Source organism: Pseudomonas sp. LjRoot71, assembly GCF_964253255.1.
In the GTDB taxonomy this organism is placed as follows: Bacteria; Pseudomonadota; Gammaproteobacteria; order Pseudomonadales; family Pseudomonadaceae; genus Aquipseudomonas.
In genome coordinates, this window is record NZ_CAXURA020000001.1 from 375965 (window position 1) to 402244 (window position 26280).

General features: G+C 61.8%; 26 protein-coding genes and 1 pseudogene. 8 read left to right on the plus strand and 19 right to left on the minus strand.

Translation table 11 applies throughout. The features are described 5' to 3' along the window. Positions 1-5 precede the first annotated feature (5 nt). Both ACSQ17_RS01845 and ACSQ17_RS01850 read right to left on the minus strand, forming a co-directional pair. Complete coding sequence (locus ACSQ17_RS01845) at positions 6-281, minus strand: acylphosphatase (RefSeq protein ID WP_436067343.1); 276 nt, start codon at positions 279-281, stop codon at positions 6-8. 3 nt (positions 282-284) lie between these two features. Then, a complete protein-coding gene (locus ACSQ17_RS01850) occupies positions 285-764 on the minus strand; it encodes a TlpA disulfide reductase family protein (protein ID WP_436067344.1) in 480 nt (159 codons plus the stop codon). Between the two features lie 30 nt (positions 765-794). On the opposite strand from ACSQ17_RS01850, the gene ACSQ17_RS01855 reads away from it, so the two are divergent. After that, a complete protein-coding gene (locus ACSQ17_RS01855) occupies positions 795-2204 on the plus strand; it encodes a PilZ domain-containing protein (protein ID WP_436067345.1) in 1410 nt (469 codons plus the stop codon). A 139-nt stretch (positions 2205-2343) separates the two neighbouring features. After that, a complete protein-coding gene (locus ACSQ17_RS01860; protein ID WP_436067346.1) occupies positions 2344-2736 on the plus strand; it encodes a hypothetical protein in 393 nt (130 codons plus the stop codon). Between the two features lie 50 nt (positions 2737-2786). Here the strand turns inward: ACSQ17_RS01860 and ACSQ17_RS01865 are convergent, their stop codons facing one another. Together ACSQ17_RS01865 and ACSQ17_RS01870 are read right to left on the minus strand one after the other, a co-directional pair. Further along, a complete protein-coding gene (locus ACSQ17_RS01865) occupies positions 2787-2993 on the minus strand; it encodes a hypothetical protein (RefSeq protein ID WP_436067347.1) in 207 nt (68 codons plus the stop codon). Positions 2994-3161: 168 nt separating this feature from the next. Next, positions 3162-4391 (minus strand): virulence factor BrkB family protein, encoded by a 1230-nt coding sequence (locus ACSQ17_RS01870; RefSeq protein ID WP_436067348.1) that lies wholly within the window; start codon positions 4389-4391, stop codon positions 3162-3164. A 104-nt stretch (positions 4392-4495) separates the two neighbouring features. Between ACSQ17_RS01870 and arsC the strand changes: the two genes are divergently transcribed. From arsC to ACSQ17_RS01885, 3 genes are read left to right on the plus strand one after another with little or no spacing between them, the layout of a single operon-like run. After that, positions 4496-4849, plus strand: coding sequence for an arsenate reductase (glutaredoxin) (gene arsC / locus ACSQ17_RS01875; protein ID WP_436067349.1), 354 nt, complete (start codon positions 4496-4498; stop codon positions 4847-4849). Beyond that, positions 4846-5451: an NAD(P)H:quinone oxidoreductase gene (gene wrbA / locus ACSQ17_RS01880; RefSeq protein WP_436067350.1), complete on the plus strand. Its 606-nt coding sequence runs from the start codon at positions 4846-4848 to the stop codon at positions 5449-5451. The genes arsC and wrbA overlap by 4 nt, the downstream gene beginning before the upstream one ends. Further along, positions 5444-5851 (plus strand): DUF2069 domain-containing protein, encoded by a 408-nt coding sequence (locus ACSQ17_RS01885; protein ID WP_436067351.1) that lies wholly within the window; start codon positions 5444-5446, stop codon positions 5849-5851. The genes wrbA and ACSQ17_RS01885 overlap by 8 nt, the downstream gene beginning before the upstream one ends. 58 nt (positions 5852-5909) lie before the next feature. On the opposite strand, the gene hda is transcribed toward ACSQ17_RS01885, so the two are convergent. The 3 genes from hda to ACSQ17_RS01900 form a co-directional block, all read right to left on the minus strand. Next, on the minus strand, positions 5910-6614 hold the full coding sequence (gene hda / locus ACSQ17_RS01890) for a DnaA regulatory inactivator Hda (RefSeq protein WP_436067352.1): 705 nt from the start codon (positions 6612-6614) through the stop codon (positions 5910-5912). Continuing rightward, entirely contained in the window at positions 6611-7702 is a 1092-nt protein-coding gene (locus tag ACSQ17_RS01895) for an AI-2E family transporter (protein WP_436067353.1), read from the minus strand. The genes hda and ACSQ17_RS01895 overlap by 4 nt, the downstream gene beginning before the upstream one ends. A 120-nt stretch (positions 7703-7822) precedes the next feature. After that, positions 7823-8863: a DUF2066 domain-containing protein gene (locus ACSQ17_RS01900; RefSeq protein WP_436067354.1), complete on the minus strand. Its 1041-nt coding sequence runs from the start codon at positions 8861-8863 to the stop codon at positions 7823-7825. A gap of 312 nt (positions 8864-9175) precedes the next feature. Here ACSQ17_RS01900 and purM point away from each other — a divergent pair, with 312 nt between their 5' ends. The 3 genes from purM to ACSQ17_RS01915 are packed head-to-tail and all read left to right on the plus strand — an operon-like array spanning position 9176 to position 11626. Next, positions 9176-10234: a phosphoribosylformylglycinamidine cyclo-ligase gene (purM, locus tag ACSQ17_RS01905; RefSeq protein WP_233684573.1), complete on the plus strand. Its 1059-nt coding sequence runs from the start codon at positions 9176-9178 to the stop codon at positions 10232-10234. Then, entirely contained in the window at positions 10234-10884 is a 651-nt protein-coding gene (purN, locus tag ACSQ17_RS01910) for a phosphoribosylglycinamide formyltransferase (RefSeq protein WP_436067355.1), read from the plus strand. Before purM ends, purN begins: the two co-directional genes overlap by 1 nt. Positions 10885-10909: 25 nt before the next feature. Next, complete coding sequence (locus ACSQ17_RS01915; RefSeq protein WP_436067356.1) at positions 10910-11626, plus strand: DUF3108 domain-containing protein; 717 nt, start codon at positions 10910-10912, stop codon at positions 11624-11626. A gap of 76 nt (positions 11627-11702) precedes the next feature. Here ACSQ17_RS01915 and ACSQ17_RS01920 read toward each other — a convergent pair whose 3' ends face one another. The 12 genes and pseudogenes from ACSQ17_RS01920 to ACSQ17_RS01975 all read right to left on the minus strand — a co-directional run bounded on the left by ACSQ17_RS01920 (position 11703) and on the right by ACSQ17_RS01975 (position 26280). Further along, a complete protein-coding gene (locus ACSQ17_RS01920) occupies positions 11703-12242 on the minus strand; it encodes a DUF2058 domain-containing protein (RefSeq protein WP_436067357.1) in 540 nt (179 codons plus the stop codon). A 71-nt stretch (positions 12243-12313) separates the two neighbouring features. Beyond that, positions 12314-13144, minus strand: a pseudogene (gene mazG / locus ACSQ17_RS01925) (nucleoside triphosphate pyrophosphohydrolase). 27 nt (positions 13145-13171) lie between these two features. Continuing rightward, positions 13172-15415, minus strand: a complete 2244-nt coding sequence (relA, locus tag ACSQ17_RS01930) for a GTP diphosphokinase (protein ID WP_436067358.1) — start codon at positions 15413-15415, stop codon at positions 13172-13174. Between the two features lie 155 nt (positions 15416-15570). Then, complete coding sequence (gene rlmD / locus ACSQ17_RS01935) at positions 15571-16923, minus strand: 23S rRNA (uracil(1939)-C(5))-methyltransferase RlmD (protein WP_436067359.1); 1353 nt, start codon at positions 16921-16923, stop codon at positions 15571-15573. Then, on the minus strand, positions 16923-17834 hold the full coding sequence (gene cysM, locus ACSQ17_RS01940; protein ID WP_436067360.1) for a cysteine synthase CysM: 912 nt from the start codon (positions 17832-17834) through the stop codon (positions 16923-16925). The genes rlmD and cysM overlap by 1 nt, the downstream gene beginning before the upstream one ends. 94 nt (positions 17835-17928) lie before the next feature. After that, complete coding sequence (locus ACSQ17_RS01945) at positions 17929-18267, minus strand: DUF3325 domain-containing protein (RefSeq protein ID WP_436067361.1); 339 nt, start codon at positions 18265-18267, stop codon at positions 17929-17931. Position 18268: 1 nt separating this feature from the next. Then, positions 18269-19798, minus strand: a complete 1530-nt coding sequence (locus ACSQ17_RS01950) for a PepSY-associated TM helix domain-containing protein (protein WP_436067362.1) — start codon at positions 19796-19798, stop codon at positions 18269-18271. Next, positions 19795-20091, minus strand: a complete 297-nt coding sequence (locus tag ACSQ17_RS01955) for an iron transporter (RefSeq protein ID WP_436067363.1) — start codon at positions 20089-20091, stop codon at positions 19795-19797. The genes ACSQ17_RS01950 and ACSQ17_RS01955 overlap by 4 nt, the downstream gene beginning before the upstream one ends. Further along, positions 20084-20980, minus strand: coding sequence for an alpha/beta hydrolase (locus tag ACSQ17_RS01960; RefSeq protein ID WP_436067364.1), 897 nt, complete (start codon positions 20978-20980; stop codon positions 20084-20086). Before ACSQ17_RS01960 ends, ACSQ17_RS01955 begins: the two co-directional genes overlap by 8 nt. After that, on the minus strand, positions 20977-22467 hold the full coding sequence (locus ACSQ17_RS01965) for a class I SAM-dependent methyltransferase (RefSeq protein ID WP_436067365.1): 1491 nt from the start codon (positions 22465-22467) through the stop codon (positions 20977-20979). Before ACSQ17_RS01965 ends, ACSQ17_RS01960 begins: the two co-directional genes overlap by 4 nt. An 89-nt stretch (positions 22468-22556) precedes the next feature. Continuing rightward, positions 22557-24797 carry a TonB-dependent siderophore receptor gene (locus ACSQ17_RS01970; protein ID WP_436067366.1) on the minus strand — a complete coding sequence of 747 codons (2241 nt, stop codon included), beginning with the start codon at positions 24795-24797 and terminating at the stop codon, positions 22557-22559. A gap of 142 nt (positions 24798-24939) precedes the next feature. Further along, positions 24940-26280: a histidine kinase sensor domain-containing protein gene (locus ACSQ17_RS01975; protein WP_436067367.1), complete on the minus strand. Its 1341-nt coding sequence runs from the start codon at positions 26278-26280 to the stop codon at positions 24940-24942.

Genomic DNA, 26280 nt, shown 5'->3' on the forward strand with positions numbered 1-26280 from the left:
TCGACTTATCGCCGCACAATAAACCCGGCAACCCCCTGCACAGCCTGCTCATGCAGCTCCAGGCCACTGACCTGCGCAGCTTGCGGGCCTGCCTGCAACCAACTCGCCAATTCGCTCACAGCGGCCTCAGCCCCCTCAAACAGCACTTCAACCCGACCGTCCGCCAGATTGCGCACCCAGCCACTCAGCTCAAGGCGTTCAGCCTGCTCCGCTGTCGTTTGCCGAAAGCGCACACCCTGAACATGCCCACTGACATAGCCATGCATACAAACATGCGCCATGGCCTACTCCTGCGCCTTGAGCGCGGCCAGATGTGCCGTTAAGCCGGCTGCCGTCTGCTCGCCCAGCAAACGCTCACGCATTCGCCCCTGAGGATCGACGATATAGGTCACGGGCAGTACCTCTGCGCGTGGCAACTGATAACGTTCGGCCGGGTCCTGCGCCAGTACTGTGAAAGTGATGTTCATGTCCTGCGCCGCCTGGCTCAGCTTTTCACCCTGCAACCCGTCGAAATTCACCCCGAGCACCTGCACCGATTGTGCCTTGAGCTGGGTTTCCAGGGCATTGAGTTCAGGAATCTCGGTACGGCATGGCGCACACCACTGCGCCCAGTAATTAATCACTAACCACTGGCCTTCCAGGCGCTCAACCGCTACCTTTCGTCCATATTGATCGACGCCTATGTCTTCAGCACACCCTGCCAGAATCAGACCTATGCCGACGCCTGCCACAGCACGAATGATCGCCTGGAAACGCATTCCCATGCATTCGCTCCCTGATTCGATAAGGTTGATATGACATTAGATGCCTTGCGCCTGGAAGTGCCAGACATCCTCGACAACGACGTCGCGCCGCTGGCCGATCTCAACGAGCAACTGGCCCAGGCGCGTCTGCAACCTGCAGAACAGTCCCTGCAGCAGGTGCTTGGTCTGCTCTTCAGGCTGAACCGCAGTGCCATGACCTTACTCGAAAGGCAGCGCGCACTGCAAAGCTTCAGCGATCAGTACCGGCACTACAGTAAGGCCTATCAAGGCGAGATGCCGCCCAGTGCACTGTTCGTGCATCTGTGCAGCGAACTGGCGATCGGTTTCAAACGCCTGCTGCTGCAAATTCTCCAGGGCCGCCAGCCGTCACGTCCGCACCTGGCCTGGTGCCTGTATATGGCTCAGCACTTCCTGGCGCAGAGCCTCTTGCGGCACTACCAGCTTTATCAGGAACCACCAGCAAGCCTGTGGCGCGACAGCCACCTGCTGTACTGGATCGGCGAACACCAGGATTGCCTGGATGAACCCGTCGCCGCCGCATTCCTACCACAACCCGCCAGTACCTTGCGCGGCATCTACCAACAGATGCTGCTACTGGCACTGAGTAACCCGTTCCACCTGGCTGATGGTGAATGTGCCTTATTGTTTGGCGCCCTCTCCCCTCTATCCGGCCTGGCTCGCCTGCTGCCCTGGGATGAAGACGACGATATCGAAGGTCCGACAATCGACCTGACCGAGTCTCAACCCTGCCTGAGTTACGATCAGGCTGCCGAAGGCAGCCCGGCCTATTTGCGCCGTTTTGAGCTGGGCGCTCTACTGGTCGCCCTGCATGAGCCCGCGCCACTGCAAAGTCAGGCGGAGCGCCAGGTATTGGAGCGCGTGCAACAGCACTGGTTGGGACGTCAGCAACGTCGCCACGCCCGCGCCGACCACAGCTCCACATGCGAGATGGTGGTTGGGCTGACGGGCATCCATACCCAACTGCTGGAACAACGACCTGCCCGCACTGCCGCACAGATGCTCGACGCAAGCCCCGGTGGCGCTCGCCTGCTGTGCAATGCCGACCACGCCGTTCAACTATCAGTTGGTCAACTGGTGCTGCTGCTCACCGGCAGCGATACCCCGACACTGGCCCTGGTACGCTGGCGCCACCTGAACAGTGAAGGCCTGCACCTCGGTCTGCGCTATTTGAAAGGCCTGCCACGCCCCGTGTGGTTGCGCCGTGCGCCCAGTGCACAAACCCATCCCGGCGTGCTGCAAAGCACACCGGCACCGGGTAATGGCTGGCATCACGGGCTGTGGCTGCCCAATGGGCAGTTCGTCGAAGGGGAAAACGTCTGGCTGCAACTGGCCAGCGCACACAATCAGGCCATTCTGCCGCTGCCTGCAGCCAACCTGATTACAGCCTCGGTCACCCGCCACCCGATGCAGTTGGCCTAGATGGATTTACCCTTACGCTAAAACTGCGAGAAAGGTCACGCCGAACATCGGCCAAGCGCACAGTTTCATCGGGAAGGCTCCACTTATAATGGATCGCACTCACGCATGATGCGATCTGTTATTACCCTGGAACACAACCATGACCCAAGCCCTCGACAAGTTGGTAGGCCCAGTACCTGCAGCCATCGTCAACCTCGCCCGCTTACAGGTCACCCCATACGAAGGGCGTGTCGCCGAGTTCAATGTAGCCGCCTGGTTGCACTTGCCCGGCTTGGCTAACCTGCCGGTATCCCTGCTGATCAGCTACCGTGACGGCGGTAACCTGCGCGAAGTGATGGTCGACCACGGCAAGGTCAATCAACACAGCAAGATCCTGCTTTCCGGCGTAGCGCGCCTGCCGGTCAAACAGAAAATCGAAGACATGCAGGTGCGCCTGCGCTCTGCCGTATCGGCAAACAGCCTGATCGTCGAAGAGTTGTTTGTGCAAGCTATGGAACTGGCACAAGCCGACAGCCGCCAGGCACTCGCCTGAGCCACCGCGAAGCAGCCCAAAACCCCGCGCACTGTCGCGGGGTTTTGCATTCAGCCTGAGACTACACCACTGGGCGTTTTGCTGGATTGTGCCTCAGGAAGCGCTAGAGCTGAGGACTCGTCGGAAGATGTAGCAATATTGACCAACGATTGCGGCCAGCTGCTAAAACGCAGACCGGTGATGCGGTTGAGGCGCTCAAGGGCCTCCTGGGGATCACGCTTATACAGATGAATCACTTTGCCTTTGCTGGCTGTCATAACGCCTTCACACTCCGCTAATCCCTGCCCTGCTGGCAACCTGATCGCTATCTGCAGTTGCGATAGCGAGAAGCGTGCCAGCCTCCCTTATAAGCTCATTTGGCGACCTTCATGGTCACCGGTGCCATCATGCGCCATCAGTGCAGCGCCGCAAACTGACGTTTTACGTCACTCGGCAGCGTCAGCCTGAGGCTGCAGCCACTGCGCCAGGTCTGCTGCAAACAGTTGCGTCTGCTCATCCTGCAAACGCTCCACCCCCCTGCGCAGCGACGGATACCAGGGTTCCTCAAGTTGCTCTGGCAGGTTCTCCACCCGAGGTAACGGCCACGGGCTGTGGCTCAGCAGTTGTTGCACCGGATAATGACTGAGATCGCGGCTCAGCACCCAAGCGCCGGGACCGGTCGAGGCAATCAACTTCTGCTGTTCGAGGAATGCCAGAATCTCTTCCCACTCGTGCTCGGCCAATTGCCAACCCTGGCGCTGTACATCACGTAAACGCACCTTGAGGCCTGCTTGTTGGCGCTCATAAAACACCCGCAGCACGCCGAAGACTGTCAGTAAGCGCGGCATGGCACGCCTGCGCCATTGCTGGGAAATCCCCAGATTGCACACCAACTCCGCGCCGAACAACACGATCAACCAGGACAGATAGATCCACAGCAGAAACAGCGGCACCGTGGCAAAGGCGCCATAGATCAGTTGATAGCCCGGAAACAGACGTACATACAGGCCGAACAGCATCTTCGCCACTTCAAACAGGATGGCGGCAAACAAGCCGCCCAATAGCGCATGTCGCAGCGGCACTCGGGCATTCGGCACCGTGGCATACAGCAAGGTGAAGGCCGCGACGCTGAACAGCAGCGGCATGAATTTCAACAGCGCCTGCATGCCAAGCAAGGCATCCGGCCCGGAGATCAGCGACAGCGAGGTGATATAGGTGCTGATGGCAAAGCCACCGCCCAGCAGCAACGGTCCTAGGCTGAGAATCGCCCAATACAGCAGAAAGCTGGAAACACCGCGCCGCGGTTGGCGCACACGCCAGATGGTGTTGAAGGTTTTCTCGATGGTGACCAGCATCCAGAATGCCGTGGCGGCCAACACCACCACCCCTACCCAGGTCAGCTTTCGCGCCTGGGTAGTAAAATCACGCAGGTATTGCTGCAGGGTTTCACCAGCCGAGGGCACAAAGTTGCGGAAGATGAAATTCTGGATTTGCTCGCCGGTATCCTGAAATGCCGGGATGGCAGACAACATGGAAAATGTCACGGTCATCATCGGCACCACCGCAAACAGGGTGGTATAGGTCAGCGCCGCCGCATTGTTGGTACCTTGATCAGCGATAAACCGCTGCAACAGGAAACGCCAGAACTCCAACAGGTTGATAACGCGCTGCCGCATGCACTCTCCTTAGCCACCCGCACTCAGCAACCTGCTGTGGACGCAGGCGTAAATGCCGTTAGCAGGTAGAATAGCCGCCATTGATGGCCACAGGCGACCCGAACATGACCGATCTGACGCTCTACCATAACCCGCGCTGCTCGAAATCGCGCAGCGCCCTGCAACTGCTCGAAGAGCGCGGACTCACCCCAGCCATTGTGCGCTATCTGGAAACCCCGCTAAACGCCGCGCAGTTGCAGGAACTGCTGGGCAAACTCGGCATCCGCCCCCGGCAACTGCTGCGCACCGGCGAGGACGAGTACAAGGCCCTCGGCCTGGACGACCCACAATTGACGGATGAACAGTTGATCACCGCCATGACCAGCCACCCCAAACTGATCGAACGCCCCATCCTGGTTGCAGGCGACAAAGCCGTGGTCGGCCGTCCACCGGAAAGCATTCTGGAGATCCTGCCGTGAGCGCCGCCTATATTCTGGTGCTGTATTACAGCCGCCACGGCGCCACCGCCGAAATGGCCCGGCAGATTGCTCGCGGCGTCGAAATGGGCGGTTTGGAAGCGCGCCTGCGCACGGTGCCGGCTATTTCCGCCGAGTGTGAAGCCACTGCCCCTGCAATTCCGCCGGAGGGCGCGCTGTACGCCAGCCTGGACGACCTGAAAAACTGTGCCGGTCTGGCGCTCGGCAGCCCGACTCGTTTCGGCAATATGGCCGCGCCGCTCAAGTACTTCCTCGATGGCACCAGCGGCCTGTGGCTGACAGGCGGCCTCGTGGGCAAACCGGCAGGGGTATTCACCTCCACCGCCAGCCTGCATGGCGGCCAGGAAAGTACCCTGCTGTCGATGCTATTACCGCTGCTGCACCACGGCATGCTGATCACTGGCCTGCCCTACAGCGAAGCCGCACTGCTGGAAACCCGTGGCGGCGGTACACCTTACGGTGCCAGTCACCATGCCGGCGCCGATGGCAAACGCGCCCTGGATGAACATGAAACGGCCCTGTGCCGTGCGCTCGGCCAGCGCCTGGCATACACCGCAATCAAACTGGAGAGTGCCCGTGGCTAGAATCGCCAAACCGCTGCCCAGCCTGGAATGGCTGCAACCGCGCCTGAACATCAGCCGCGCCGCCAGTCTGTTGAGCTTCTTTAGCCTGGCCGCCCTGCTGCTGGTGTGGAATCTGCACTACGCCAACATCCCCGGCAAACTGCTGTGGGTCATCCTTGGCTTGCAACTGACGCCACTGTTACTGCTCGCCCCAGGTCTGCTGTTGGGCAACGCACGCGCACATGCCTGGGCCTGTTTCGTGGTCAACCTGTACTTTATCCAGGGTGTGCTCGCTGCTTTCGACCCGAGCAAAGCGCTGTATGGCTGGCTGCTCACCCTGCTCAGCTTCAGCCTGTTCTGCGCGGCACTGATGTTCACCCGCTGGCGCTTTCAGTACGAACGCAAGCTGGCTGGGGAATAACGGCGCATCCCTGACCTCAAAGCAACACTCGCAAGTGCCGTTGCTTTGAGGTGGGCAGTTACCAGCCCAGGGTTTCCTTGAGGAAGGGAATGGTCAGCTTGCGCTGAGCCTGCAACGAGGCCTGATCCAGGCGCTCAAGCAATTCAAACAGCGCATTCATGCTGCGCTCACCGCGAGTCAGGATAAAACGCCCGACTTCATCACTGAGATGCAGGCCACGGCGCGAGGCGCGCAGCTGCAGGGCGCGCAACTTGTCCTCATCAGACAGCGACTGCAACTGGAACACCAGCGCCAGGGTCAGGCGCGATTGCAGATCCGCCAACTTGATTGGCAGCTCCCGCGGCGACGTACCCGCTGCCAACAGCAGACGGCGACCACTGTCACGCAAGCGATTAAACAGGTGGAAGAGCGCCTCTTCCCACTCACTGTTGCCAGCCACGGCATCCAGGTCATCCAGACAGACCAGCTCGCACTGCTCAAGGTTATCCAGCAGCGCCGGGCCATACTCGACCACGTCGGCCAACGGCAGATACACCGCCGGCTCGCCACGCTGCTCAAAACGCAAGCACGCCGCCTGCAACAAATGACTGCGTCCAACGCCCTCACCGCCCCACAGGTAGATCAGGCTCTCGGTCCAGCCAGCGTCGGCCTCGCACAGCCGCTCGACATAGCCGAGGGCCGCCGCGTTAGCACCGGGGTAGTAGTTGGCGAAAGTGGCGTCATCACGCAGACGCACACCTAAAGGCAGTTGTATGGGGGTCATGCTGGGTTGGGCGGCTCGTCGGAACCACTGGCTGGCTCACCGTAAAGATCGGAAAGTTTATAGAAATCATGCAGATGACGCACTAACACCATGATCACAGCCGCCACTGGCAGCGCCAGAAGGATGCCGGTAAAGCCGAACAGTTGACCGCCGGCCATGATGGCGAAGATCACTGCGACCGGGTGCAGGCCAATGCGGTCGCCCACCAGCATCGGTGTCAGCAGCATGCCTTCGAGCATTTGCCCGACGATAAAGACCGCTGCAATGCCCAGCAGCGGGTAGAAGTCCAGGCCGAACTGGAACAGCCCCGCCGTCAGCGCGGCCCCGATGCCCACCACCACGCCCAGGTACGGCACGATGCTGGCCAAGCCGGCCAGCACGCCGATCAGCAAACCAAGTTCGAGGCCAATCACCATCAGGCCAGTGGCATACAGCACTCCCAGCGCCAGCATCACCAAGAGTTGGCCACGCAGGAATGCCCCCAGCACTTCGTGGCATTCGCCGAACAGTTGCACGATCAGCCCCTCACGGCCGCGCGGCAGCAAGCTGCGCAGTTTGGCGACCATTAAGTCCCAGTCACGCATCAGGTAAAAACTCACCACCGGTATCAGCAGCAAGTTGGCCAGCCAGGCCAGCAGTGCCATACCCGAGGCCGTGGCCGTGGACAGCAGCGCACCAACGATATCGGTGGTTTTACCCAGCTGCCCGGAGAAGGCAGCCTTGAGTTGATCAAAGCGCCAGAAGCCATCGTTCAAACCCAGTTTGAGCTGAATCCATGGCAACGCCTGATGCTGCGCCCAATCGAGCATCTGCGGCGCCAGTTCGTACAAACGCACCAACTGTTTGCCCAGCATGGGCACCAATACCAACAGCAGAATGGCCATGATCAGCGTGATCAGGGCAAACACCACCACAACGCCCCAGGTGCGTGACAATTTCCAGCGTTCCAGACGATCAACCAGTGGATCGCCCATGTAGGCCAGCAGAATGCCGATCAAAAACGGCGAAAGAATCGGTGCCAGCAGGTACAGCAGACCACCCAGCAGTAATGCCGCAACTATCCATATCCAACGATGCGAATCGATCATGCCCTGCGCTCCATATGCCCACTGCTATCCAGAAATCTGCCTGACCTGTACCTCAGCCCATATGAAAAACCGCAGCTATGAGCTGCGGTTTTCAACTTGAGAAGGCGCTATGCCCGCAGTCTACCAGCGAAACCTCAACACATTATCAGGCGCTGCCGCAGCAGGCTCAGCAGCCGCAGCTGGCGGCGTGAGCGGCTGCCCGGCATCCACCGCCGCCTCGGCCGGCACTTCCTGCAAGCGCGCCAATGCCAGTTGTGCGCGCAACTGTTCAGCATTGGCATTCACCGCAAAGGTCAGCGTATCGCCCTGAACCTTGCGCAATTGCGCGGCAAAAGGCTCAAGAATCCGCTGTAGCTCGGCATAGCGCGCCAGGTCGACACCCTGCACCTGCACGGTCAGGGCCGTGGCCGCACCTGGGGCGACAATAAAGCGTGGTGCTAAACGCTGATTGACGGCCAGCAGGATGGCATCGGCCAGCGCAGCCTGGTCAGCGCCCTGCACGGAGCCTTGCTCACGTTCATCACCCAGCCACAAGCGCCACTCGGCCTGCCACTGACCATTTGCCTCGCGCGCAACGACGGCCAGCAAGGCATCGGCGGCGTAGCGCTCGGAGGCTTCACGCAAGGCAGCCGGATCATTCGCAGTGAGGTTTTCCGCAACCGCCACCAGTTGCTCGGAAAGATCGGCCAACGGCAAGCGCAGCGGCAGACCACGGTGCTGCGCGGCCTGATTGAGCGGCGTAGCAGCGGCTTGGCCATCACCAAGCAGACGACTGCCGTCGCTGGCATCACTCAACCACCACAGCAGAATGCTCGGGCGATTGGCGCCCCACAGCGCCAGACCGGCCTGACGCAGGCTGCGGTCGGTACTCTGTGGGTCAAAGTCGACCAGCAGTTTGTCGCCTTCATAGCCATATTGACTGACGATCTGCTGCGGGTCCTTGTGCAGTGCCGCCAGGGCCGGGTTCTGCGCTGCATCGGCTTTGCCCGTCAGGCGCAATACCAGGGTATCCAGCGCGCGGCTCAGAGCGGCCGCGCGCTCTTCCGGCTGCTGGCTGCTGACTGTTTCACGAACTTGGTACAGGTCAGTCACGGGGGCAGCAAAAGCTGGCAGGCCGAACAGCGACACACAGACAAGAAACAGGCGAGCGGTCAAACGCATGGATGGATTCTCGACGGACGGAAAGTGGCGCGCAGGCCGGGTTGAAAAATACTCGCCCCTGCCAATAGCGCAGCAGGCAGAGGACACAAGCGCGAGTTTAGGGCTGTCAGGGCGCATTCCAAAGCCATTTTCACCACCCAACCGACAGTAACGCTTCATATACAGCCCTTGGCTACCTTAAACAGCCGTCTACACAGCCGCAACCAGAGCGGGTGGCCGCTGCCGGGCAAGCCTGATAAAATCGCGCGCCTTCGCAGACCGCCGCCATAAGCGGTGGTGCCAATCCGCATTTCCCCCTAAAGGCCTGGATCTATGAGCAAGCAACCCTCCATCAGCTACAAGGACGCAGGTGTAGATATCGACGCGGGCGAAGCCCTGGTCGAACGCATCAAAGGCGTGGCCAAGCGCACCGCGCGTCCGGAAGTCATGGGTGGGCTGGGCGGCTTCGGCGCGCTGTGCGAGATCCCGGCAGGCTACAAACAACCCGTACTGGTCTCCGGCACCGACGGCGTGGGCACCAAGCTGCGCCTGGCGCTGAACCTGAACAAGCACGACAGCATTGGCCAGGACCTGGTCGCTATGTGCGTCAACGACCTGGTGGTCTGTGGCGCCGAGCCGCTGTTCTTCCTCGACTACTACGCCACCGGCAAGCTCAACGTTGACGTGGCCGCCACCGTAGTCACCGGCATCGGCGCTGGCTGTGAACTGGCGGGTTGCTCGCTGGTTGGCGGTGAAACCGCTGAAATGCCGGGCATGTACGAAGGCGAAGACTACGACCTGGCCGGTTTCTGCGTCGGCGTGGTGGAAAAAGCCGAAATCATCGACGGCTCGAAAGTCGCCACCGGTGACGCGCTGATCGCCCTGCCATCGTCAGGCCCGCACTCCAATGGCTACTCGCTGATCCGCAAGATCATCGAAGTGTCTGGTGCAGACATCGAAACCACTCAGGTCGATGGCAAGCCGCTGACCGACCTGCTGATGGCCCCGACCCGCATCTACGTCAAACCGCTGCTCAAGCTGATCAAGGACACTGGCGCGGTCAAAGCCATGGCCCACATCACCGGTGGCGGCCTGCTCGACAACATCCCGCGCGTGCTGCCAAAAGGCGCACAAGCCGTGGTCGACGTGGCCAGCTGGACGCGCCCGGCGGTATTCGACTGGCTGCAGGAAAAAGGCAACGTTGATGAGCACGAGATGCACCGCGTACTCAACTGCGGCGTCGGCATGGTGATCTGCGTGGCCCAGGATCAGGTTGAAGTCACCCTGCAAACCCTGACCGCTGCTGGCGAGCAGCCTTGGGTGATCGGTCAGATCGGCGAAGCCGCCGAAGGCGCTGCTCAGGTCGTATTGAACAACCTGAAACAGCACTAATGCCAGCACAGTGCAATGTGGTGGTGCTGATCTCCGGCTCCGGCAGCAACCTGCAGGCGCTGATCGACAGCATCGCCCATGACAGCAATCCGGCACGCATCAGCGCGGTGATTTCCAACCGCGCCGATGCCTACGGCCTGGAACGGGCCAAACAGGCCGGCATTGCCACCGCCGTGCTCGACCACAAGCAGTTCGACGGCCGCGAGGCCTTCGATGCTGCGCTGGTCGAGGCCATTGATGCGTTTGATCCGCAACTGGTGGTACTGGCTGGCTTTATGCGCATCCTCACCCCCGGTTTCGTTCGTCACTACGCCGGCCGCCTGCTGAATATCCATCCGTCTTTGCTGCCGAAATACAAAGGCCTGCACACCCATCAGCGGGCGCTGGACGCCGGCGATACTGAGCATGGTTGCAGCGTGCACTTCGTCAGCGAGGAACTCGATGGCGGACCACTGGTCGTACAGGCAGTGGTACCGGTACAGTCGGATGACTCGCCCAGCAGCCTGGCACAGCGTGTACACGAGCAGGAACATGTGATTTACCCGCTGGCTGTGCGCTGGTTTGCCGAAGGCCGTTTGCAGCTGGCCGCGCAGGGGGCGATGTTGGATGAGCAATTGTTACCGAGCACTGGACAGCTAATTCGAACGTAGCCACTTATTCGAACCGGGAGACACCATGCGCCGCGCCTTACTGTTCGCACTGACCCTTTTGAGCCTGCCGGCACTGGCCGTCGAGCTGAAGCCATTCTCCGCCAGCTACACCGCCGACTGGAAACAACTGCCCGTCAGCGGTAGCGCCGAACGCAGCCTTGAAGCCCTGGATAACGGGGTGTGGAAGCTCAACTTCGAAGCCTCCATGTTGGTGGCCAGCCTGACCGAACAAAGCACCCTGCGTGTGGACAAAGAAGTCTTCCTGCCGCAGACCTACTTGTATGAACGCAACGGCCTGGGCAAGGGCAAGAAGATCGAGCACGACTTCGACTGGAGCGCCAAACAGGTCATCGGCAGTGATCGCGACACCCCAGTGCGCCTGCCACTGAACCGTGGCCTGCTGGACAAATCGACCTACCAGTTGGCCCTGCAATATGACGTGGCCGCCGGCACCAAGAGCATGAGCTACCAGGTGGTCGATGGCGACGAAGTGGAAACCTACGATTTCCGCGTGCTGGGTGAAGAAACAGTGCGTACCAAGGCCGGCCTGATCGATGCCATCAAGGTAGAACGCGTGCGCGACCCGACGCAAAGCAGCCGCAAAACCATCCTCTGGTTCGCCAAGGACTGGGACTTCCTGCTGGTACGCCTGCATCAGGTCGAGAAAGACGGCAAGGAATACCAGATCATGCTCAAGGAAGGCAGCGTCAACGGCAGAACGGTCGAAGGCCGTAAGGACTAAGCCATAGCCAATAAAAAGCCGAGCTAGATGCTCGGCTTTTTTATGCGCTGATTTCTGCAGGCTTAGCCCGGGGCCATTACCACATCAGATCATCCGGCACCTGATAGGCCGCGTAAGGATCATCAGCATCTGGCGCTTCGGTCGGGGTATTGAGCAGTACCACGCGCCGGGCGTCGCGCTCCTGAATCTTTAGCGCGGCTTCACGCGGGATCACTTCATAGCCACCGCCGTGACGGACAATGGCCAGCGAGCCGCTGCTGAGCTTGTTGCGCATCAGGGCGTTGACCGACAGACGCTTGACCTTCTTGTCGTCGACAAAGTTGTAGTAATCCTCGGTGATCAGCTTGGGCAGGCGCGAGACTTCGATCAGTTGCTTGATCTGCGCTGCACGGGCTTTCTGCTCGATCTTTTCCTGCTGCTGACGGTTCAGTTCCTGATCACGCGCCGCCTTCTCGGCCATGGCCTGCTGCGCGGCGAGCTTTTGCGATTCGTCCTTCTCGGCCTGGCCTTTATTCACCAGGCGCTGCTGTTTCTGTTGCTGCTTGCCGGCCTGCTTGGCCTGCTTTTCATTGACCAGCCCGGCTTTAAGCAACTGATCGCGTAGTGAGAGAGCCATAACCTACCTTTCCAACCATCAATTTAAAGCGGGCGTGCCCACCATCGGCGGGCAGACTGCACCCGCACAACTCAACAACTCGGGGTCTGCTTTTCCAGTTTCTTGGCTTCGCCCCAGAGCGCGTCCAATTCATCCAGGGCGCAATCTTCCATGCTGCGCCCCGCTTCGCGCAATGCCTGCTCGATAAAACGAAAACGCCGTTCGAACTTGGCGTTAGCCGCACGCAGCGCCGTTTCCGGATCGACCCTTAGGTGCCGGGCCAGGTTGCTGACCACAAACAGCAGATCGCCGATTTCTTCGCCAATCGCCTCGGGGTCGTTCTCGCTCATGGCCTCCAGCACTTCATCCAGCTCTTCGCGCACTTTATCCACCACCGGCAAGGCATCGGGCCAGTCGAAGCCGACCTAAGCAGCGCGCTTCTGCAACTTGATCGCCCGGCTCAGCGACGGCAGCGCCGTGGGCACATCGTCGAGCAGCGACAGCTGCTCGGGAGCGGCCGCCTTCTCGGCGCGTTCCTCGGCCTTGATCTCTTCCCAACGCTGCTTGACCGCGGCCTCCTCCAGCTTGGCCACATCCACGGCGCCATACAGATCGCCATCGGGGAACACATGAGGATGGCGGCGAATCAGCTTGCGGGTAATGCCATCGACCACCTGGGCAAACTCGAAGCGCCCTTCTTCACGGGCCAGCTGGCTGTAATACACCACCTGAAACAGCAGGTCGCCCAGCTCACCCGGCAGATGATCGAAGTCGCCACGCTCGATGGCATCGGCCACTTCGTAGGCCTCTTCGAGGGTGTGCGGCACGATAGTCGCGTAACTCTGCTTGAGGTCCCAGGGGCAGCCATGCTGCGGGTCGCGCAGCCGGGCCATCAGGTGCAGCAGGTCATCGAGTTGGTACATGGCACATCCAGTTAAGTCGTAATCGCCTCAGGAAACTCGATGGCGGCGCGCTTCAATAATGTTGGGCAGCTGAGAAATACGCCCCAGCAGCCGGCCCAATGCATCCAGCCCAGGAATCTCCACGGTAATCGACATGGACGCGGTGTTGTCGTCCTTGTTCGAGCGGGTATTCACCGCCAGCACATTGAGCTTCTCGTTGAGCAGCACCTGGGTCACATCACGCAGCAGACCAGAACGGTCGTAAGCCTTGATGATGATGTCGACCGGATAGGTCTGCACCGGTACCGGCCCCCAGCTGACCTGGATGATCCGCTCCGGTTCGCGCCCGGACAGCTGCAGCACCGAAGCACAGTCCTGGCGGTGGATGCTCACGCCACGGCCCTGGGTGATGTAACCGACAATCGGGTCACCCGGCAGCGGCTGGCAGCAGCCGGCCATCTGCGTGAGCAGGTTGCCGACACCCTGAATCTGGATATCGCCACGCTTGCCCGGCTTGAAGCCCAACGCCTTACGCGGGATCAGCTCCAGTTGCTCATTGACCCGGTCCGGCTCGACCAGTTGCTGCGCCAGGTTGACCAGTTGCACCAGGCGCAAATCACCGGCGCCGAGCGAAGCAAACAGGTCCTCGCTGGTTTTCAGGTTGGCTTTCTCGGCCAGTTTGTCGAAGTCCACATGGGGCAAGCCCAAGCGCAGCAGTTCACGTTCAAGCTGCTGCTTGCCGGCGGCAACGTTCTGGTCGCGGTCCTGCAATTTGAACCAGTGGACGATCTTCGCCCGTGCCCGGCTGGTGGTGACATAACCGAGGTTGGAGTTCAGCCAGTCGCGGCTCGGCGTGCCGTGCTTGCTGGTGATGATCTCCACCTGCTCGCCGGTCTGCAGGCTGTAGTTGAGCGGCACGATGCGCCCGTTGATCTTGGCGCCACGGCAGTTGTGGCCGATCTCGGTGTGCACGCGATAAGCAAAGTCCAGCGGTGTCGCGCCTTTGGGCAGGTCGATGGCGTGACCGTCCGGGGTGAACACATAGACCCGGTCCGGCTCGATATCCACGCGCAGTTGTTCGGCCAGACCGCCGATATCGCCCAGTTCTTCATGCCATTCGAGCACCTGACGCAGCCAGGAAATCTTCTCTTCGTAATGGTTGGAGCTGGCTTTGACGTCGGTGCCTTTGTAGCGCCAGTGCGCGCACACGCCCAACTCGGCTTCTTCGTGCATCGACTGGGTGCGGATCTGCACCTCCAGCACTTTGCCTTCCGGGCCAAGCACGGCGGTGTGCAACGAGCGGTAGCCGTTTTCCTTGGGGTTGGCGATGTAGTCGTCGAACTCTTTGGGAATGTGCCGCCACAGGGTGTGGACGATGCCGAGGGCGGTGTAGCAATCACGCACCTGCGGCACCAGCACGCGCACCGCGCGCACGTCGTAGATCTGGCTGAACTGCAAGCCCTTGCGCTGCATTTTGCGCCAGATCGAGTAGATGTGTTTGGCCCGGCCACTGATGTCGGCCTTGATCCCGGTGGCTTCCAGCTCGCTGCGCAACTGGTCCATCACTTCATTGATGTAGTGCTCACGGTCCAGCCGGCGCTCGTGCAGCAGCTTGGCGATCTGCTTGTACTGCTCGGGCTCCAGGTAGCGGAAGGACAGGTCCTCCAGCTCCCACTTGATATGGCCGATGCCCAGGCGGTGGGCCAACGGTGCATAGATGTCGAACACCTCACGGGCCACGCGCTGCCGCTTCTCGTCGTCAGCGCCCTTCACCGCACGGATCGCGCAGGTGCGTTCGGCCAGTTTGATCAGCGCCACGCGCACGTCATCGACCATCGCCACCAGCATCTTGCGCAGGTTTTCCACCTGGGCCTGGGAGCCGAGCACCAGAGAATCGCGCGGGTTCATCGAAGCGCTGATCGCCGCCATGCGCAGCACGCCCTCGACCAGTTTGGCCACCACCGGACCGAAGCGCTGATGCACCAGCGCCAACGGCACCTTGCCTTCACGCACGCAGCGATAGATCACGGCGGCGACCAGGGAATCCTGGTCGAGCTTGAGATCGGCGAGAATTTCGGCGATTTCCAGACCGGAGCGAAAACTCGATGCACCCTCGGTCCACAGGTTCTGCGCGGCATTGGCCTGCTGCTCCGCTTCACGGGCGAATTCGCAGGCCTCACGCAGGGCGTCACGATCCAACGCCGGATCGACACTCAGTACATGCCCGAGCCAGGCTTCAAGGTTGATGCTGCCGTCATCGTTGATCGGCTGATGCGCTCTGACCTGAACCATCTTGCTACCTTCCCTACGGCAGACCAGAGCCTGCCGAATAGTCGCCAGCTTCTATGAGCCGGTCGGTTGAACCGCTTGAAAGCGCAATCCCTGTGCGCCCCGTTACCACTCACTGGGCTATTGCCCCGGTAAAACCTTGACCGCAGGTATTAAGCCTAGGGTCGAACAAACAGCGCCATCGCTTCAACGTGCGCAGTTTGTGGAAACATATCGAGGATACCCGCCCGTTCCAGCTGATACCCCTGCGCCAGCAATTCGGCGCTGTCGCGGGCCAGGGTAGTCGGGTTGCACGACACATACACAACCCGTTTGGCGCCCAGCGCCGACATCTGCTGAACAGCCTGCAACGCGCCATCACGCGGCGGATCCAGCAGCACCGCCGCAAAGCCACCCTGGGCCCAGTCCGCGTCGGCCAGCGGCTTGGACAGATCGGCCTGGAAAAAGTGCGCGTTGCCCAGACCGTTGCTCACAGCATTTTCAGCGGCGCGCTCGACCATGGTTTGCACGCCCTCCACCGCCACCAGCTCGCGCACCCGCAGGGCCAGTGGCAAGGCGAAATTGCCCAGGCCGCAGAACAGATCCAGTACCCGCTCATCGGCCTGCGGTGCCAGCCACTCCAGCGCCTGCGCAACCATGGCGTCATTCACTGGCGGGTTGACCTGAACAAAATCACCAGGCCGATACGCCAGGTCGAGGTCAAACGCATCCAGGCGATAACTCAGTGGCTGCGCCGGCCCAAACGGCTGCGGCTCGCCCGTACCGTGCAACCAGAGCTGTGCCTTCTGCGCCGTGCAGAACGCCTGCAAACGGGCCAGGTCCGCTTCGCTCAACGCAGCGGTATGTCGTATCAGCACAGCACTGGAGCTGCCGCTGAACAACTCGACATGACCAATGGCCTGGGGCTTGTCCAGCTCGCGCAATACCTGGGGTAACGCGCGCAGGATCGGCTGCAAGGCTTGTACCAGCACCGGGCAATCGCTGATGGCGATGATGTCCTGGCTGGCTGCTGCGCGAAAACCGACATCCAAACGCTTGGCCTTGTTGTCCCAGCGCACGGCGATCCGCGCGCGGCGGCGATAACCCAGTTCAGGGCCGACCAGCGGCGCAGCCCACTCCTGCGGCTGAAGATTGGCCAGGCGGCTAAGTTGCTCGGCAAGCATGCGCTGTTTCAGGGCAAGCTGCTCGGCATGGGGCATATGTTGCAGGCTGCAACCACCGCAGACCTTGGCATGCGCGCAGGCCTCGCTGCGGCGTTCGGCGTTGGCGGTGAGAATGCGTTCGACCCGCGCCTCGACCACCTTGCCGTGGGCGCCGAGTACCCGCGCTTCGATCTGCTCGCCGGCCAGTGCGCCACTGACAAACCAGGTGCGCCCCTCGCTGAACGCGATACCCCGGCCGTCGTTGGCCAGGCGCTCGATAGCCAGTTTCTGCTTCTTGCCCACCGGCACCTGGGGGGCACGGGAACCGCCGCTGGGTTGAAAGCGCAGGCCGCCGTCTTTCTTGGCCATTAGTTGCTCTGGCCATCCGTATTGGGGGCGTCGTAAACACCGCTGGACAGGTAACGGTCGCCACGGTCGCAGATGATCGCCACCATCACCGCGTTCTCCACTTCCTGGGACAGGCGCAACATCGCCGCCACCGAACCGCCGGAAGACACGCCGCAGAAGATGCCCTCTTCACGCGCCAGACGACGCATCACGTCTTCGGCTTCCTGCTGGCCCATGTCGATGATGCGGTCCACCCGCTCGGCCTGATAAATCTTCGGCAGGTACTCCTGCGGCCAGCGGCGGATGCCGGGAATCGCCGCGCCTTCCATCGGCTGCAAACCGACAATCTGCACCTCGGGCTTCTGCTCTTTCAGAAAGCGCGAGACGCCCATGATGGTCCCGGTGGTGCCCATCGAGCTGACGAAATGGGTGATCTGCCCGCTAGTCTGCTGCCAGATTTCCGGGCCGGTGCTGGTGTAGTGGGCAATCGGGTTGTCGCCGTTGGCGAACTGATCAAGCACCTTACCCTTACCGTCGGCCTGCATCTGCAGGGCCAGATCGCGGGCTTCTTCCATGCCACCCACCAGAATCAGCTGCGCGCCGTAGGCGGTCATCGCTGCCTTGCGTTCGGCGGTGGAGTTGTCCGGCATGATCAGGATCATCCGGTAACCCTTGATTGCCGCTGCCATGGCCAGGGCGATGCCGGTGTTGCCACTGGTGGCTTCGATCAGCACATCACCGGGTTTGATGTCTCCGCGCAGTTCGGCGCGGGTGATCATCGACAACGCCGGACGATCCTTCACCGAACCGGCCGGGTTGTTGCCTTCCAGCTTCAACAGCAAGGTGTTGCTGGTGGTACCCGGCAAGCGCTGCAAACGCACCAGCGGGGTGTTGCCGACGCAATCGGCGATGGTTGGGTAATGCAGGCTCATGGCGAACGAAATGATCCAGAAGCAAAGAAAGCCGCCATGATAACGGCAAACTGCGCTCGGCCATATCAGCGAACACCACTACACGGCAGCAAAATTACCCCGCCAGGGCATACAGCAGCAGCCAGCACGGCAGTCCCAGCACCGGCGCGTACACCGCCAGGCGCGGTGCATAGGGCAACAACAGCGCCAGGGCAAAGCCGCTCAGCGACAGCATGCCGAACCAGCCCACCGGGCCCATCGCCCAGCCCCAGGCTTGTGCGCACCCCAACAGGCTGGCGGCCAGCAGCAACCAGCCGCTGCCACGCAGAACGCGGCGTTGCAGCAACGTCGGTACCCTGCCCCAAACCTGTTTGTAATGCCGCTCCAGGCCCTGACACAGGGCCAACATGCAGCTGTAGGCCAGCAAGAAGCTGCCCAAGAATGCCGTCATCATTTCAATTCACCTGCGCCTGTGCGTGCCGTACCCGCCGCTCGCTGTGTTGCACCTGTGGCTGACGCAAACGCCAGACACTCCAGGCCAGCAGCAGCCCCAGCGCCACCACCGTCACCTCCAGCCACAGGCGCATGCTGTCGCCCCAAGCCTGGCCGTCACTGACTGCACTGAGCAGCGGCAAGCCCAGGCACAGCAGCGCCGCCAGGCTCAGCTGCTCACGCCAGGCTTGCAGACGCGGGCGCAGCCAGGCATGCAGCAGGCTCAGCAGCCAGATTGCGAAGAAGCCACGCACCTCCCAACCGCCACGCTGGGCCAGCTCAACCGGCAGCAGGCGGTTGAGCCACAACAGGCCGATACAGGCCACAGCCAGACCGGCAATTGTCGCCACGTTGAGGCTTTCCACCAGGCGATAGAGCTGTTGCCCCAACGGGCTTTCACTGGCGTATTTACGCCGCCGCTTGACGGTAAACAGCACCAGCCCGGTGCCGATCATGGCGCTGCTGAGCAAGCCGCAGACAAAGTACAACCAGCGCATCGGGTAGCCGCCGAACTGCGCAAAATGCAGACCAAACATTACCCGCTGCGCCAGCACGCTGGGGCGCAGCTCCGGCGGCCCGGCCAGCAGCTCACCGGTGACGCCGTCAAACAGCATGTTGTGGCCTTTGGTCAGAGCAATGCGGTTACCCAGCACCCGGCGCATTTCGATATGTGCATCACTGCGTCCGGGGTGCTCGATCACCACACCACTCAGCGGCCCCATGCGCGCTTCAGCCTGAGCCAGCAGTGGAGCCAGCGCCGTCAGCGGCGCCGGGTGGGTCTGCGCCTGACGGGGCTCTTCCACGACCTCAATGTGCTCGCGGTAGAACGCCGCAAAATCACCTTTATAGAGGCTGTCCAGCGCCGCTGGCATATAGATCAGGGCAAAAATCGACAGGCCGGTGTAGGTGATCATCAGGTGAAACGGCAACAGCAGCACTGCCCCGGCATTGTGTGCATCCAGCCAGGAGCGCTGGCCCTTGTTCGGACGGAAGGTGAAGAACTCCTTGAAGAACTTCTTGTGGATGATGATGCCGCTGACCAGTGCCGCCAGCATGGCCATGGCGGCCAGGCCGACAATCCAGATACCCGGATTGCGTGGCATGCTCAGGCTGTAGTGGAAACGAAAGAAAAATGTACCGCCGGCCGTGTCGCGCACCACCAAGGGCTCACCGGTGAGTGGGTCCAGGTAGGTGCTGATGCCCGAGCGCCGGTCGCCCGCTGTCACCCGCAAGGCAGACATGCGCTCGCTGGGCAGGCTGATGTTCCAGGCGCTGGCATCAGCATGCTGGCGTTGCAGATAAGTCACCGCATACTCGACAGCCTGGGCGTTGCTGACCGACGTCTGCTTGATCTCCGGCTGCATCCAGTGATCGATCTCCTGGTCGAACACCGCCAGGCTGCCGGTGAGGAAGATGGCAAACAGCAGCCAGCCGAACAGCAGGCCACCCCAGGTGTGCAGCCAGGCCATGGATTGGGTCAGGGTCTGTTTCATGCCAGGCGCTCCAGCAGGTGTGGCCAGAAGCCGATCAGCGCCAGCGGTGCAGCGGCCGGCACCACCGCCCAGGCGCGCCAGACGCTGCGTGCGGCAAACGCCCAGAGAATCGCCAGGGTGTAGAAGGTGAATGACAGCAAGCTGGCGATCAGCAGCGCATCCACCCGGGCCAGCGGCAACAGCTGCGCCAGGGCGGCGGTCAATGCGTAGGTGAACACATAGCCGCCCAGCAGCCCGGCCAGCACCCGTGAACAGATCGGCCATGCCTGGGTTGTTTCAACGGCCTTACTCATTGCTAACCTCCTGCGCCAAGCCGGCCGCCATGCGCAGTGCCGGCCGCAAGGACGCGGCCAGCATCGGTCCATGGCCCAAACCGGCAAATTCCTGATAGGTCACCTGCATGCCCGACCAACGCGCCAGGCGTTCGGCCATCTGCCGCGCGGCATCGGCCGGAACCGCGGCCATGGCCTTGCGCCGCTGCTCCAGCAGCGCCGGATCGACTCCGGGTCGAGCGTTACCGGGCAGGCCTTCGTCACTGCCGCGCACGACCAACAGCTGGGCAGTGGCCCCGGCAAAATCACGCTCTGCCTCCAGCAACAGCCCGGACTGCCACCACAGCGACGGGCTGGCGGCGATGTAGCGGCTAAAGCTGGCCGGCTGGGTGAACAGGGTATTGAGCACGAACAGCCCGCCGAACGAATGCCCCCAGAGCGCCTGTTGCGCCGGATCAACCGGCTGCAGCGCAGCCACCTGCGGCTTGATCCGTTGTTCCAGCAACGCCAGAAAGGCCGCGGCACCGCCACCCTGCACCCCGTTGAACGCCTGCATCGGCTGACCATCGCGGCGCGCCGGGGTGTAATCGAGGGTGCGTGCCGGCACATTGAAGGGCCGCTCACCGGCATGCCCGATAAACACCAGCAGCGGTGGCGTCCCCGCCCTCAGCTCATCCAGCCATTGCGCCTTCAGCGCTGCCAGCGCGGCATGGCCATCGAGTAGATAAAGCACCGGGAAACCGCCGGCCGGTGCTGCACGCGCCGGCACCAGCAGCTGCACCTGATAGCTGCGCTGGGCATCTGCCGACTGCACCTGAAACGGCTCAAGCCGTTGGTAACCGGGATAATCCGCAGCGTTCACCACGCTCAGCCAGGACAGACAGAACAACCACAACCAGCAGCGCTTCATGGCACGACCCCCAGCACTTGCCAGCTGGGCAAGGTGTGTTGCTCGAAGTGCTGCACGCGCTCGGCGGCCTGCTCCACCGTTACACCGTGGCGGCGTAGCAGGGCCTGAATGGTTTCACTCATTAAAACGCCGCGTAACTGCGGATGCTCCAGCAGCACGCGGGCGGCGGCCATTTCCAGCTTATCTGCCGGCACACTCGCGCCCAGGCTCGGTGCCGCCAGGTGCGCGTAGCCCTCACCTTGCAAGGCTCCTTCGGCCAGCAGACGGTTGAGTGTCTGACAGCGGGTGACATCCACCGGAGCCTGCAGCAAGGGATGGGCATAACCCGCCCAGGTCAACAGCTGCAAGGCGCCGCTGAGCTGGCCAACCTGCGCCGTCAGGGCGGGCCGCCGCACCAGTTTGGCAAAGCTCTGCGGTCCCTCGCCAAGGGCCTGCAGCAGCGGCTGATACAACTCGGCAGGGCCCTGCAGCGGGCCGATGCGCGTTGAAAATTCCACCGCCCCCGGTGCTGGCGCGGCGGGCAACAGTGCCCAGCAGCTGTCCAGCAAGGCTTGACGATGTGCAGTGGCCGACAGGGCCTGATCGCCGCGCTGATACAGGTCACTGCGCTGGGCCTGGTTGCGCGCCAGGTCCTTGGCGGTTTCCCGCAGCAGCGGGTCAGTCAGGCCCTGGATCGCGGCCAGGCAGTTACCGGGCAACGACAAAGCATCAATGTTTTCCAGTGGAATGGCGCTGCCGATCAGTTGACAGCCAAGGCGGGCAAATTCCGCCATGACATCAGCCACCGGCAACGGCTGCCAGTGCTCGCACAGCAGCTCATGGGCCAGATAATCCAGCCCCTGCTCGGCACTGCGCGCCAGCAGCCGGGCCATCTCAGGCTGCTCGACAAAATAGCCGGCACCGCCTTGTTGCAAGGCCTGCAATGCCTCCAGCGCCGCCTGCACACGCTGCGGCGGTGAACCTTTGCTGTGTTGCGCGTGCTGCCAGATAAACCGCTGAGCTGCTGCCAACGGCGCCATGCCGGGCTGACACATATAACCCAGGCACAGCAGCCCATTGGCGTTGAGGCGCTGCTCAACAAAGCCACGGATGGCCGCCCGCTGCGCGGGCGCTACCCAGCTGTACACGCCATGGGCAACGATAAAGTCATAGCCCTCGCCCGGCTGCGCGAGCAACTCGGTGAAATCGGCTTGCACAAACTCGATATTGCTCAACTGCGCAGCGGCGGCCAAACGCCGGCCCTGCTCGATATGCCGGGGGTTGAAGTCCACCGCCACGAACTGCCCCGCCGGGTTGCTGGCGGCCAGCAGCAGGCTGTTCAGGCCTTGCCCACAACCCAACTCGCAATAGCGAAACCACGACAACAAGCTGCTTGCTCGTTGCCCGAGGGCAGTTTGCAGCGCCACTAGCCAGCTGGGTGCCAACTGCGGCTGTACATGATGGGGATAGGGCAACTCGGCCAGATACCCCTGATTCCACACTTGCATTAAGCGTTTTCCTGCACTGAAAAGGCTCCGCCAGGACACGCCCGACGGAGCCGAAACCCGCCGTAGCAACGGGTAAGGAGCACGATGACCTAGAAGGACGCGGTGACCGAGGCGAAGTAGGCACGCCCGGCTTCGTTGTAGGTGTTGGCCCCGGCTTCGGTGGCGTTGCCTTCGCGGTAGATGCGCTTGTCGAACAGGTTGTTGATGCCCATGCGCACGCTGTACTGCTCATTGAAGGCATAGCCGGCGCTGACGCCCATCAGGCCGTAGGGATCGATGTCCTGCTGTGCCTGACTGTCGATCGCCACGTTGCGTCGGGCGTTGTAGCTCGGGGACTCCTGGGTGCCGTAGTAGGTGCCACTGACCTGCAGCGACAACTTCTCGGTGGCGGCCCAGTCCAGACTGGTGTTGAGGGTGTATTCGGGAATGATGCTCAGCGGCTCGCCGCTGTCCTTGTCCTTGGACTCGATCATGTAGGTGAAGTTGGTATTCCACTCCAGCGTCGGGCTGAGGGTGACGAACAGGTTGCCTTCAACCCCCTCGACCACCGCCTTGCCGGAGTTTTCCCAGTTCTGCACACGACGACCGTTCGCCAGGCGGAACTCCGCCGTGTTGCTGGAAACGATCTTGTTCTTGTAGTCGTTGCGGAAGTAGGTCGCGCTGGTACGCCAGGTGCCTTTATCGAAGGCCAGGCCGATTTCCTTGTTGATGCTGGTTTCCGGCTCCAGGTTCGGGTTCCCGATCAGGTAGCAGCCACCGGCGTTGGCTTCTGCCGCGTTACAACCAAAGCCCATGCTGTAGAGCAGGTAGTTGGGGTTGGACTGATACAGGTTGGGGGTCTTGTACGCCCGCGCGATACCGCCTTTGAGGGTCAGCTCATCGGTCAATTCATGGGAGGCATTGAGACTCGGACTCCAGTTGCCGCCGAACTCTTCATGGTTGTCGTAGCGCAGGCCCGGGGTAACGATGGTGCGCTCACCCACCTCGATGTTGTCCTCGGCAAACAGCGCAAAGCTGTGCGCGGTGGTCTTGGTCTGGCTGCGATCAAAACCGGGAATCGCCGGCACACCGCCAACACCCGGATCCCAGGTTTGCGCACGCATGGAGCCTGGGTCATTCAGGCTCTCATACAGGTATTCTCCGCCCAGGGTCAGCACCTGTGGCGCACCGACTTCCAGCGGCAAATTGACTTCAGCGTTGGCGCGGGTGTTGCGCAGACGCGACATAAACACCCCGGCACCTTCCGCCGGCGCGCCCTCACCGCCCCCGGCCAGCCCCTCATTAAGGCGCTCGTTACGGGTGTAGTCGTAAGCCAGCGAGGCGGTGGAGCTGCCCCAGTCATAAATGCCGTTGTGGGTCAGCGCGTAGCTGCTGCGCTGGATGATGTTGGTTTCCTTGCCATACAGCTGGTTCACGAATGCACCGCCGCCATTGAGCATGGTATCGCCGGCATAGATGTTGCCCTGACGGCTGTAGGTGGCTTCCAGGTCCAGGCTGTGATCGGGATTCAGCTGCCAGCTGAGCAGGCCGCTGATGTCCTTGTTGCGCACGCCTTCACGACCCGCCACCAAGGTATCGGCCCCCACCTGATGTTCACCGTTGATATCAGCATCATCGGCATTGGTCTTGTTGGCACCGCCATACAGGCGGAAGGCCAGGCTGTCGTTCAGCGCACCGCTGAGGTTGAAGTTGGCACGCTGGCCGGTCCCTTCGGCATCGTCTTCCGGCTGGATCGCGTACAGGGTGACCGAGCCACGCAACTCCTCGGTCGGCCGCTTGGTGATGATATTCACCACCCCACCCATGGCCCCGGAACCATAGCGGGCGGCGGCCGGGCCGCGGAGGATTTCGATGCGCTCGACTTCTTCAGCCGGCACCCAGTTGGTTTCGCCACGGGTGTCACGGTCACCGGTCCAGCCATAACGTACGGCGTTGCGCGAGCTGGAAGGACGACCATCGATAAGAATCAGGGTGTTTTCCGGACCCATGCCGCGCAGGTCGATCTGGCGGTTGTTGCCACGACTGCCACTGGTGCTGTTGCCGGTCAGGTTGACCCCCGGCTCGCGGCGGATCACGTCGGAGAGGTCATTGGCCGGCGGACGCTTCTTGATGTCCTCAGCGGTGATGATCGACACACCCGGCGCCTGCTTGAGCTCCTGTTTAGCGGTGACCACGGCATCCTTGAGCGTGATCGCATCGGTGGGTTCGGCGGCTGCACTCAGGGCATCCACCTCGGCATCCACCACCTCGGCGGCAAACAGTGTGCAAGGGGAAAGACTGGCCGCAACGATGGCCAATGACAGATGACTGAGCTTGAATCGCGACTGCATGAACACCCTCTCCTGTGGCGAATGGTCCGCATCCAGGCTCAGGCTCAGGCGCTGACAGCAAAGCGCTGCGCCAACCCGACCCGTATGCGGGAACGGCGCAAATGCTACTTATTCCTATTTGATAGTAAAGTGCATTTACAATCTATACACTTTTCAGCCGAAAATTCAGACGCAAGCCTTCGCCCGCGTTCTCGGCCCACATCGCGCCGCCCTGCATTTGCATGGCGCTGCGGGCAATCGCCAGGCCCAGACCAAAACCATCACCACCGGGGCGAGCCGCTGACAGACGAATAAACGGTAAGAACATCTGCTCCAGCTGCGCGCCCGCAACGCCACCACCCTGATCCTCCAGCCAGAACAGCCACTCGCCCTGCTCCATGCGCCCACCCAGGCTGATCAGCCCGCCTGCCGGAGAATGCCGAATGGCATTGCGCAACCCGTTCTCTAGCGCCTGCGCCAAGGCATTGAGGTGCCCACACACGCAGCAGTCATCAGGCAGCAGACAACGCAGCTGGGCCTGCGGCCAGCCACTTTCAAAGCAGGCATCCTCGACCAGCAAGGCCCACAGTGACGGCAGGCTGATCGGCTCCAGCTCAGGTTGCGGACGCTCGGTACCCAGCCAGATCAACTCCAGGGTGTCATCCACCAGGCACTGCATGCCGCTGACCTCGCGCTCCAGGCGCTGACGCAGCGGCTCGGCATCCAGGCCACTCTCACAGGCCACCCGCAAGCGGCTCAAGGGGGTGCGCAGCTCATGGGAAAGATCGCGCAACAGCTGCCGTTGCAAGCTGAGCATGCCCTGCAGGCGCTCGGCCATATGGTCGAAGGCACGGCCCAGCTCGCCCAGCTCATCCTGACGGGTACTGATCTGACTGGCCGTGCGTACACTCAGCTGCTCATCACGCAAGGCGTTGGCCTGCTCACGCAGGTGCTGCAGCGGGGTAATCAGTAGGCGATAGAGCAAGGCACAGAGCAGCAGCGCCAGCCCACAGGGCAGCAGGCCGTGCACCAGCAACTGGGCATGCCAGGTAAAACCTTCCGGCAGAAAACGCTCCGGCAACTCGATCACCAACTGGCCATCCAGGGGCTGTTGCGGAAACGGCAAGGCAAGCACTGGCAGGCCACTGGCGCGCTTGCTCATCGGCCAGTCAATGCGGCGCATGGCTGTCAGACGCTCGGTTTCCTCAAGACTCAGGACGCGCGTACCCAGCGCACGCAAATCACGCCCAACAACCGTCAGCCAGACTGACTCGCGCTGCTGCATCTGCGCCTGCCAACGCTCAACGCCTGCGGCACCGCCGCTGCGCCAAGCCTGTTCAGCTTCACCGGCATAGCCGAGCAATTGCTGCTGAGCCGCTTCGCTGAGCAAATAACCGCGAAATTCGATACGCCCGCCCCAGGACCAGCTGACCCAGATGATCAGTAGACAGAAGGCCAGGACCAGCAAAGCCAGCCGCCAGAACAGCGAATGACGCCCCGGCAC

Coding starts and splice junctions, on each gene's coding strand:
- ACSQ17_RS01845 (WP_436067343.1), bottom strand. CDS start 281: ATGGCGCATGTTTGTATGCATGGCTATGTCAGTGGGCATGTTCAGGGT.
- ACSQ17_RS01850 (WP_436067344.1), bottom strand. CDS start 764: ATGGGAATGCGTTTCCAGGCGATCATTCGTGCTGTGGCAGGCGTCGGC.
- ACSQ17_RS01855 (WP_436067345.1), top strand. CDS start 795: ATGACATTAGATGCCTTGCGCCTGGAAGTGCCAGACATCCTCGACAAC.
- ACSQ17_RS01860 (WP_436067346.1), top strand. CDS start 2,344: ATGACCCAAGCCCTCGACAAGTTGGTAGGCCCAGTACCTGCAGCCATC.
- ACSQ17_RS01865 (WP_436067347.1), bottom strand. CDS start 2,993: ATGACAGCCAGCAAAGGCAAAGTGATTCATCTGTATAAGCGTGATCCC.
- ACSQ17_RS01870 (WP_436067348.1), bottom strand. CDS start 4,391: ATGCGGCAGCGCGTTATCAACCTGTTGGAGTTCTGGCGTTTCCTGTTG.
- arsC (WP_436067349.1), top strand. CDS start 4,496: ATGACCGATCTGACGCTCTACCATAACCCGCGCTGCTCGAAATCGCGC.
- hda (WP_436067352.1), bottom strand. CDS start 6,614: ATGACCCCCATACAACTGCCTTTAGGTGTGCGTCTGCGTGATGACGCC.
- ACSQ17_RS01895 (WP_436067353.1), bottom strand. CDS start 7,702: ATGATCGATTCGCATCGTTGGATATGGATAGTTGCGGCATTACTGCTG.
- ACSQ17_RS01900 (WP_436067354.1), bottom strand. CDS start 8,863: ATGCGTTTGACCGCTCGCCTGTTTCTTGTCTGTGTGTCGCTGTTCGGC.
- purM (WP_233684573.1), top strand. CDS start 9,176: ATGAGCAAGCAACCCTCCATCAGCTACAAGGACGCAGGTGTAGATATC.
- purN (WP_436067355.1), top strand. CDS start 10,234: ATGCCAGCACAGTGCAATGTGGTGGTGCTGATCTCCGGCTCCGGCAGC.
- ACSQ17_RS01915 (WP_436067356.1), top strand. CDS start 10,910: ATGCGCCGCGCCTTACTGTTCGCACTGACCCTTTTGAGCCTGCCGGCA.
- ACSQ17_RS01920 (WP_436067357.1), bottom strand. CDS start 12,242: ATGGCTCTCTCACTACGCGATCAGTTGCTTAAAGCCGGGCTGGTCAAT.
- relA (WP_436067358.1), bottom strand. CDS start 15,415: ATGGTTCAGGTCAGAGCGCATCAGCCGATCAACGATGACGGCAGCATC.
- rlmD (WP_436067359.1), bottom strand. CDS start 16,923: ATGGCCAAGAAAGACGGCGGCCTGCGCTTTCAACCCAGCGGCGGTTCC.
- cysM (WP_436067360.1), bottom strand. CDS start 17,834: ATGAGCCTGCATTACCCAACCATCGCCGATTGCGTCGGCAACACCCCG.
- ACSQ17_RS01945 (WP_436067361.1), bottom strand. CDS start 18,267: ATGATGACGGCATTCTTGGGCAGCTTCTTGCTGGCCTACAGCTGCATG.
- ACSQ17_RS01950 (WP_436067362.1), bottom strand. CDS start 19,798: ATGAAACAGACCCTGACCCAATCCATGGCCTGGCTGCACACCTGGGGT.
- ACSQ17_RS01955 (WP_436067363.1), bottom strand. CDS start 20,091: ATGAGTAAGGCCGTTGAAACAACCCAGGCATGGCCGATCTGTTCACGG.
- ACSQ17_RS01960 (WP_436067364.1), bottom strand. CDS start 20,980: ATGAAGCGCTGCTGGTTGTGGTTGTTCTGTCTGTCCTGGCTGAGCGTG.
- ACSQ17_RS01965 (WP_436067365.1), bottom strand. CDS start 22,467: ATGCAAGTGTGGAATCAGGGGTATCTGGCCGAGTTGCCCTATCCCCAT.
- ACSQ17_RS01970 (WP_436067366.1), bottom strand. CDS start 24,797: ATGCAGTCGCGATTCAAGCTCAGTCATCTGTCATTGGCCATCGTTGCG.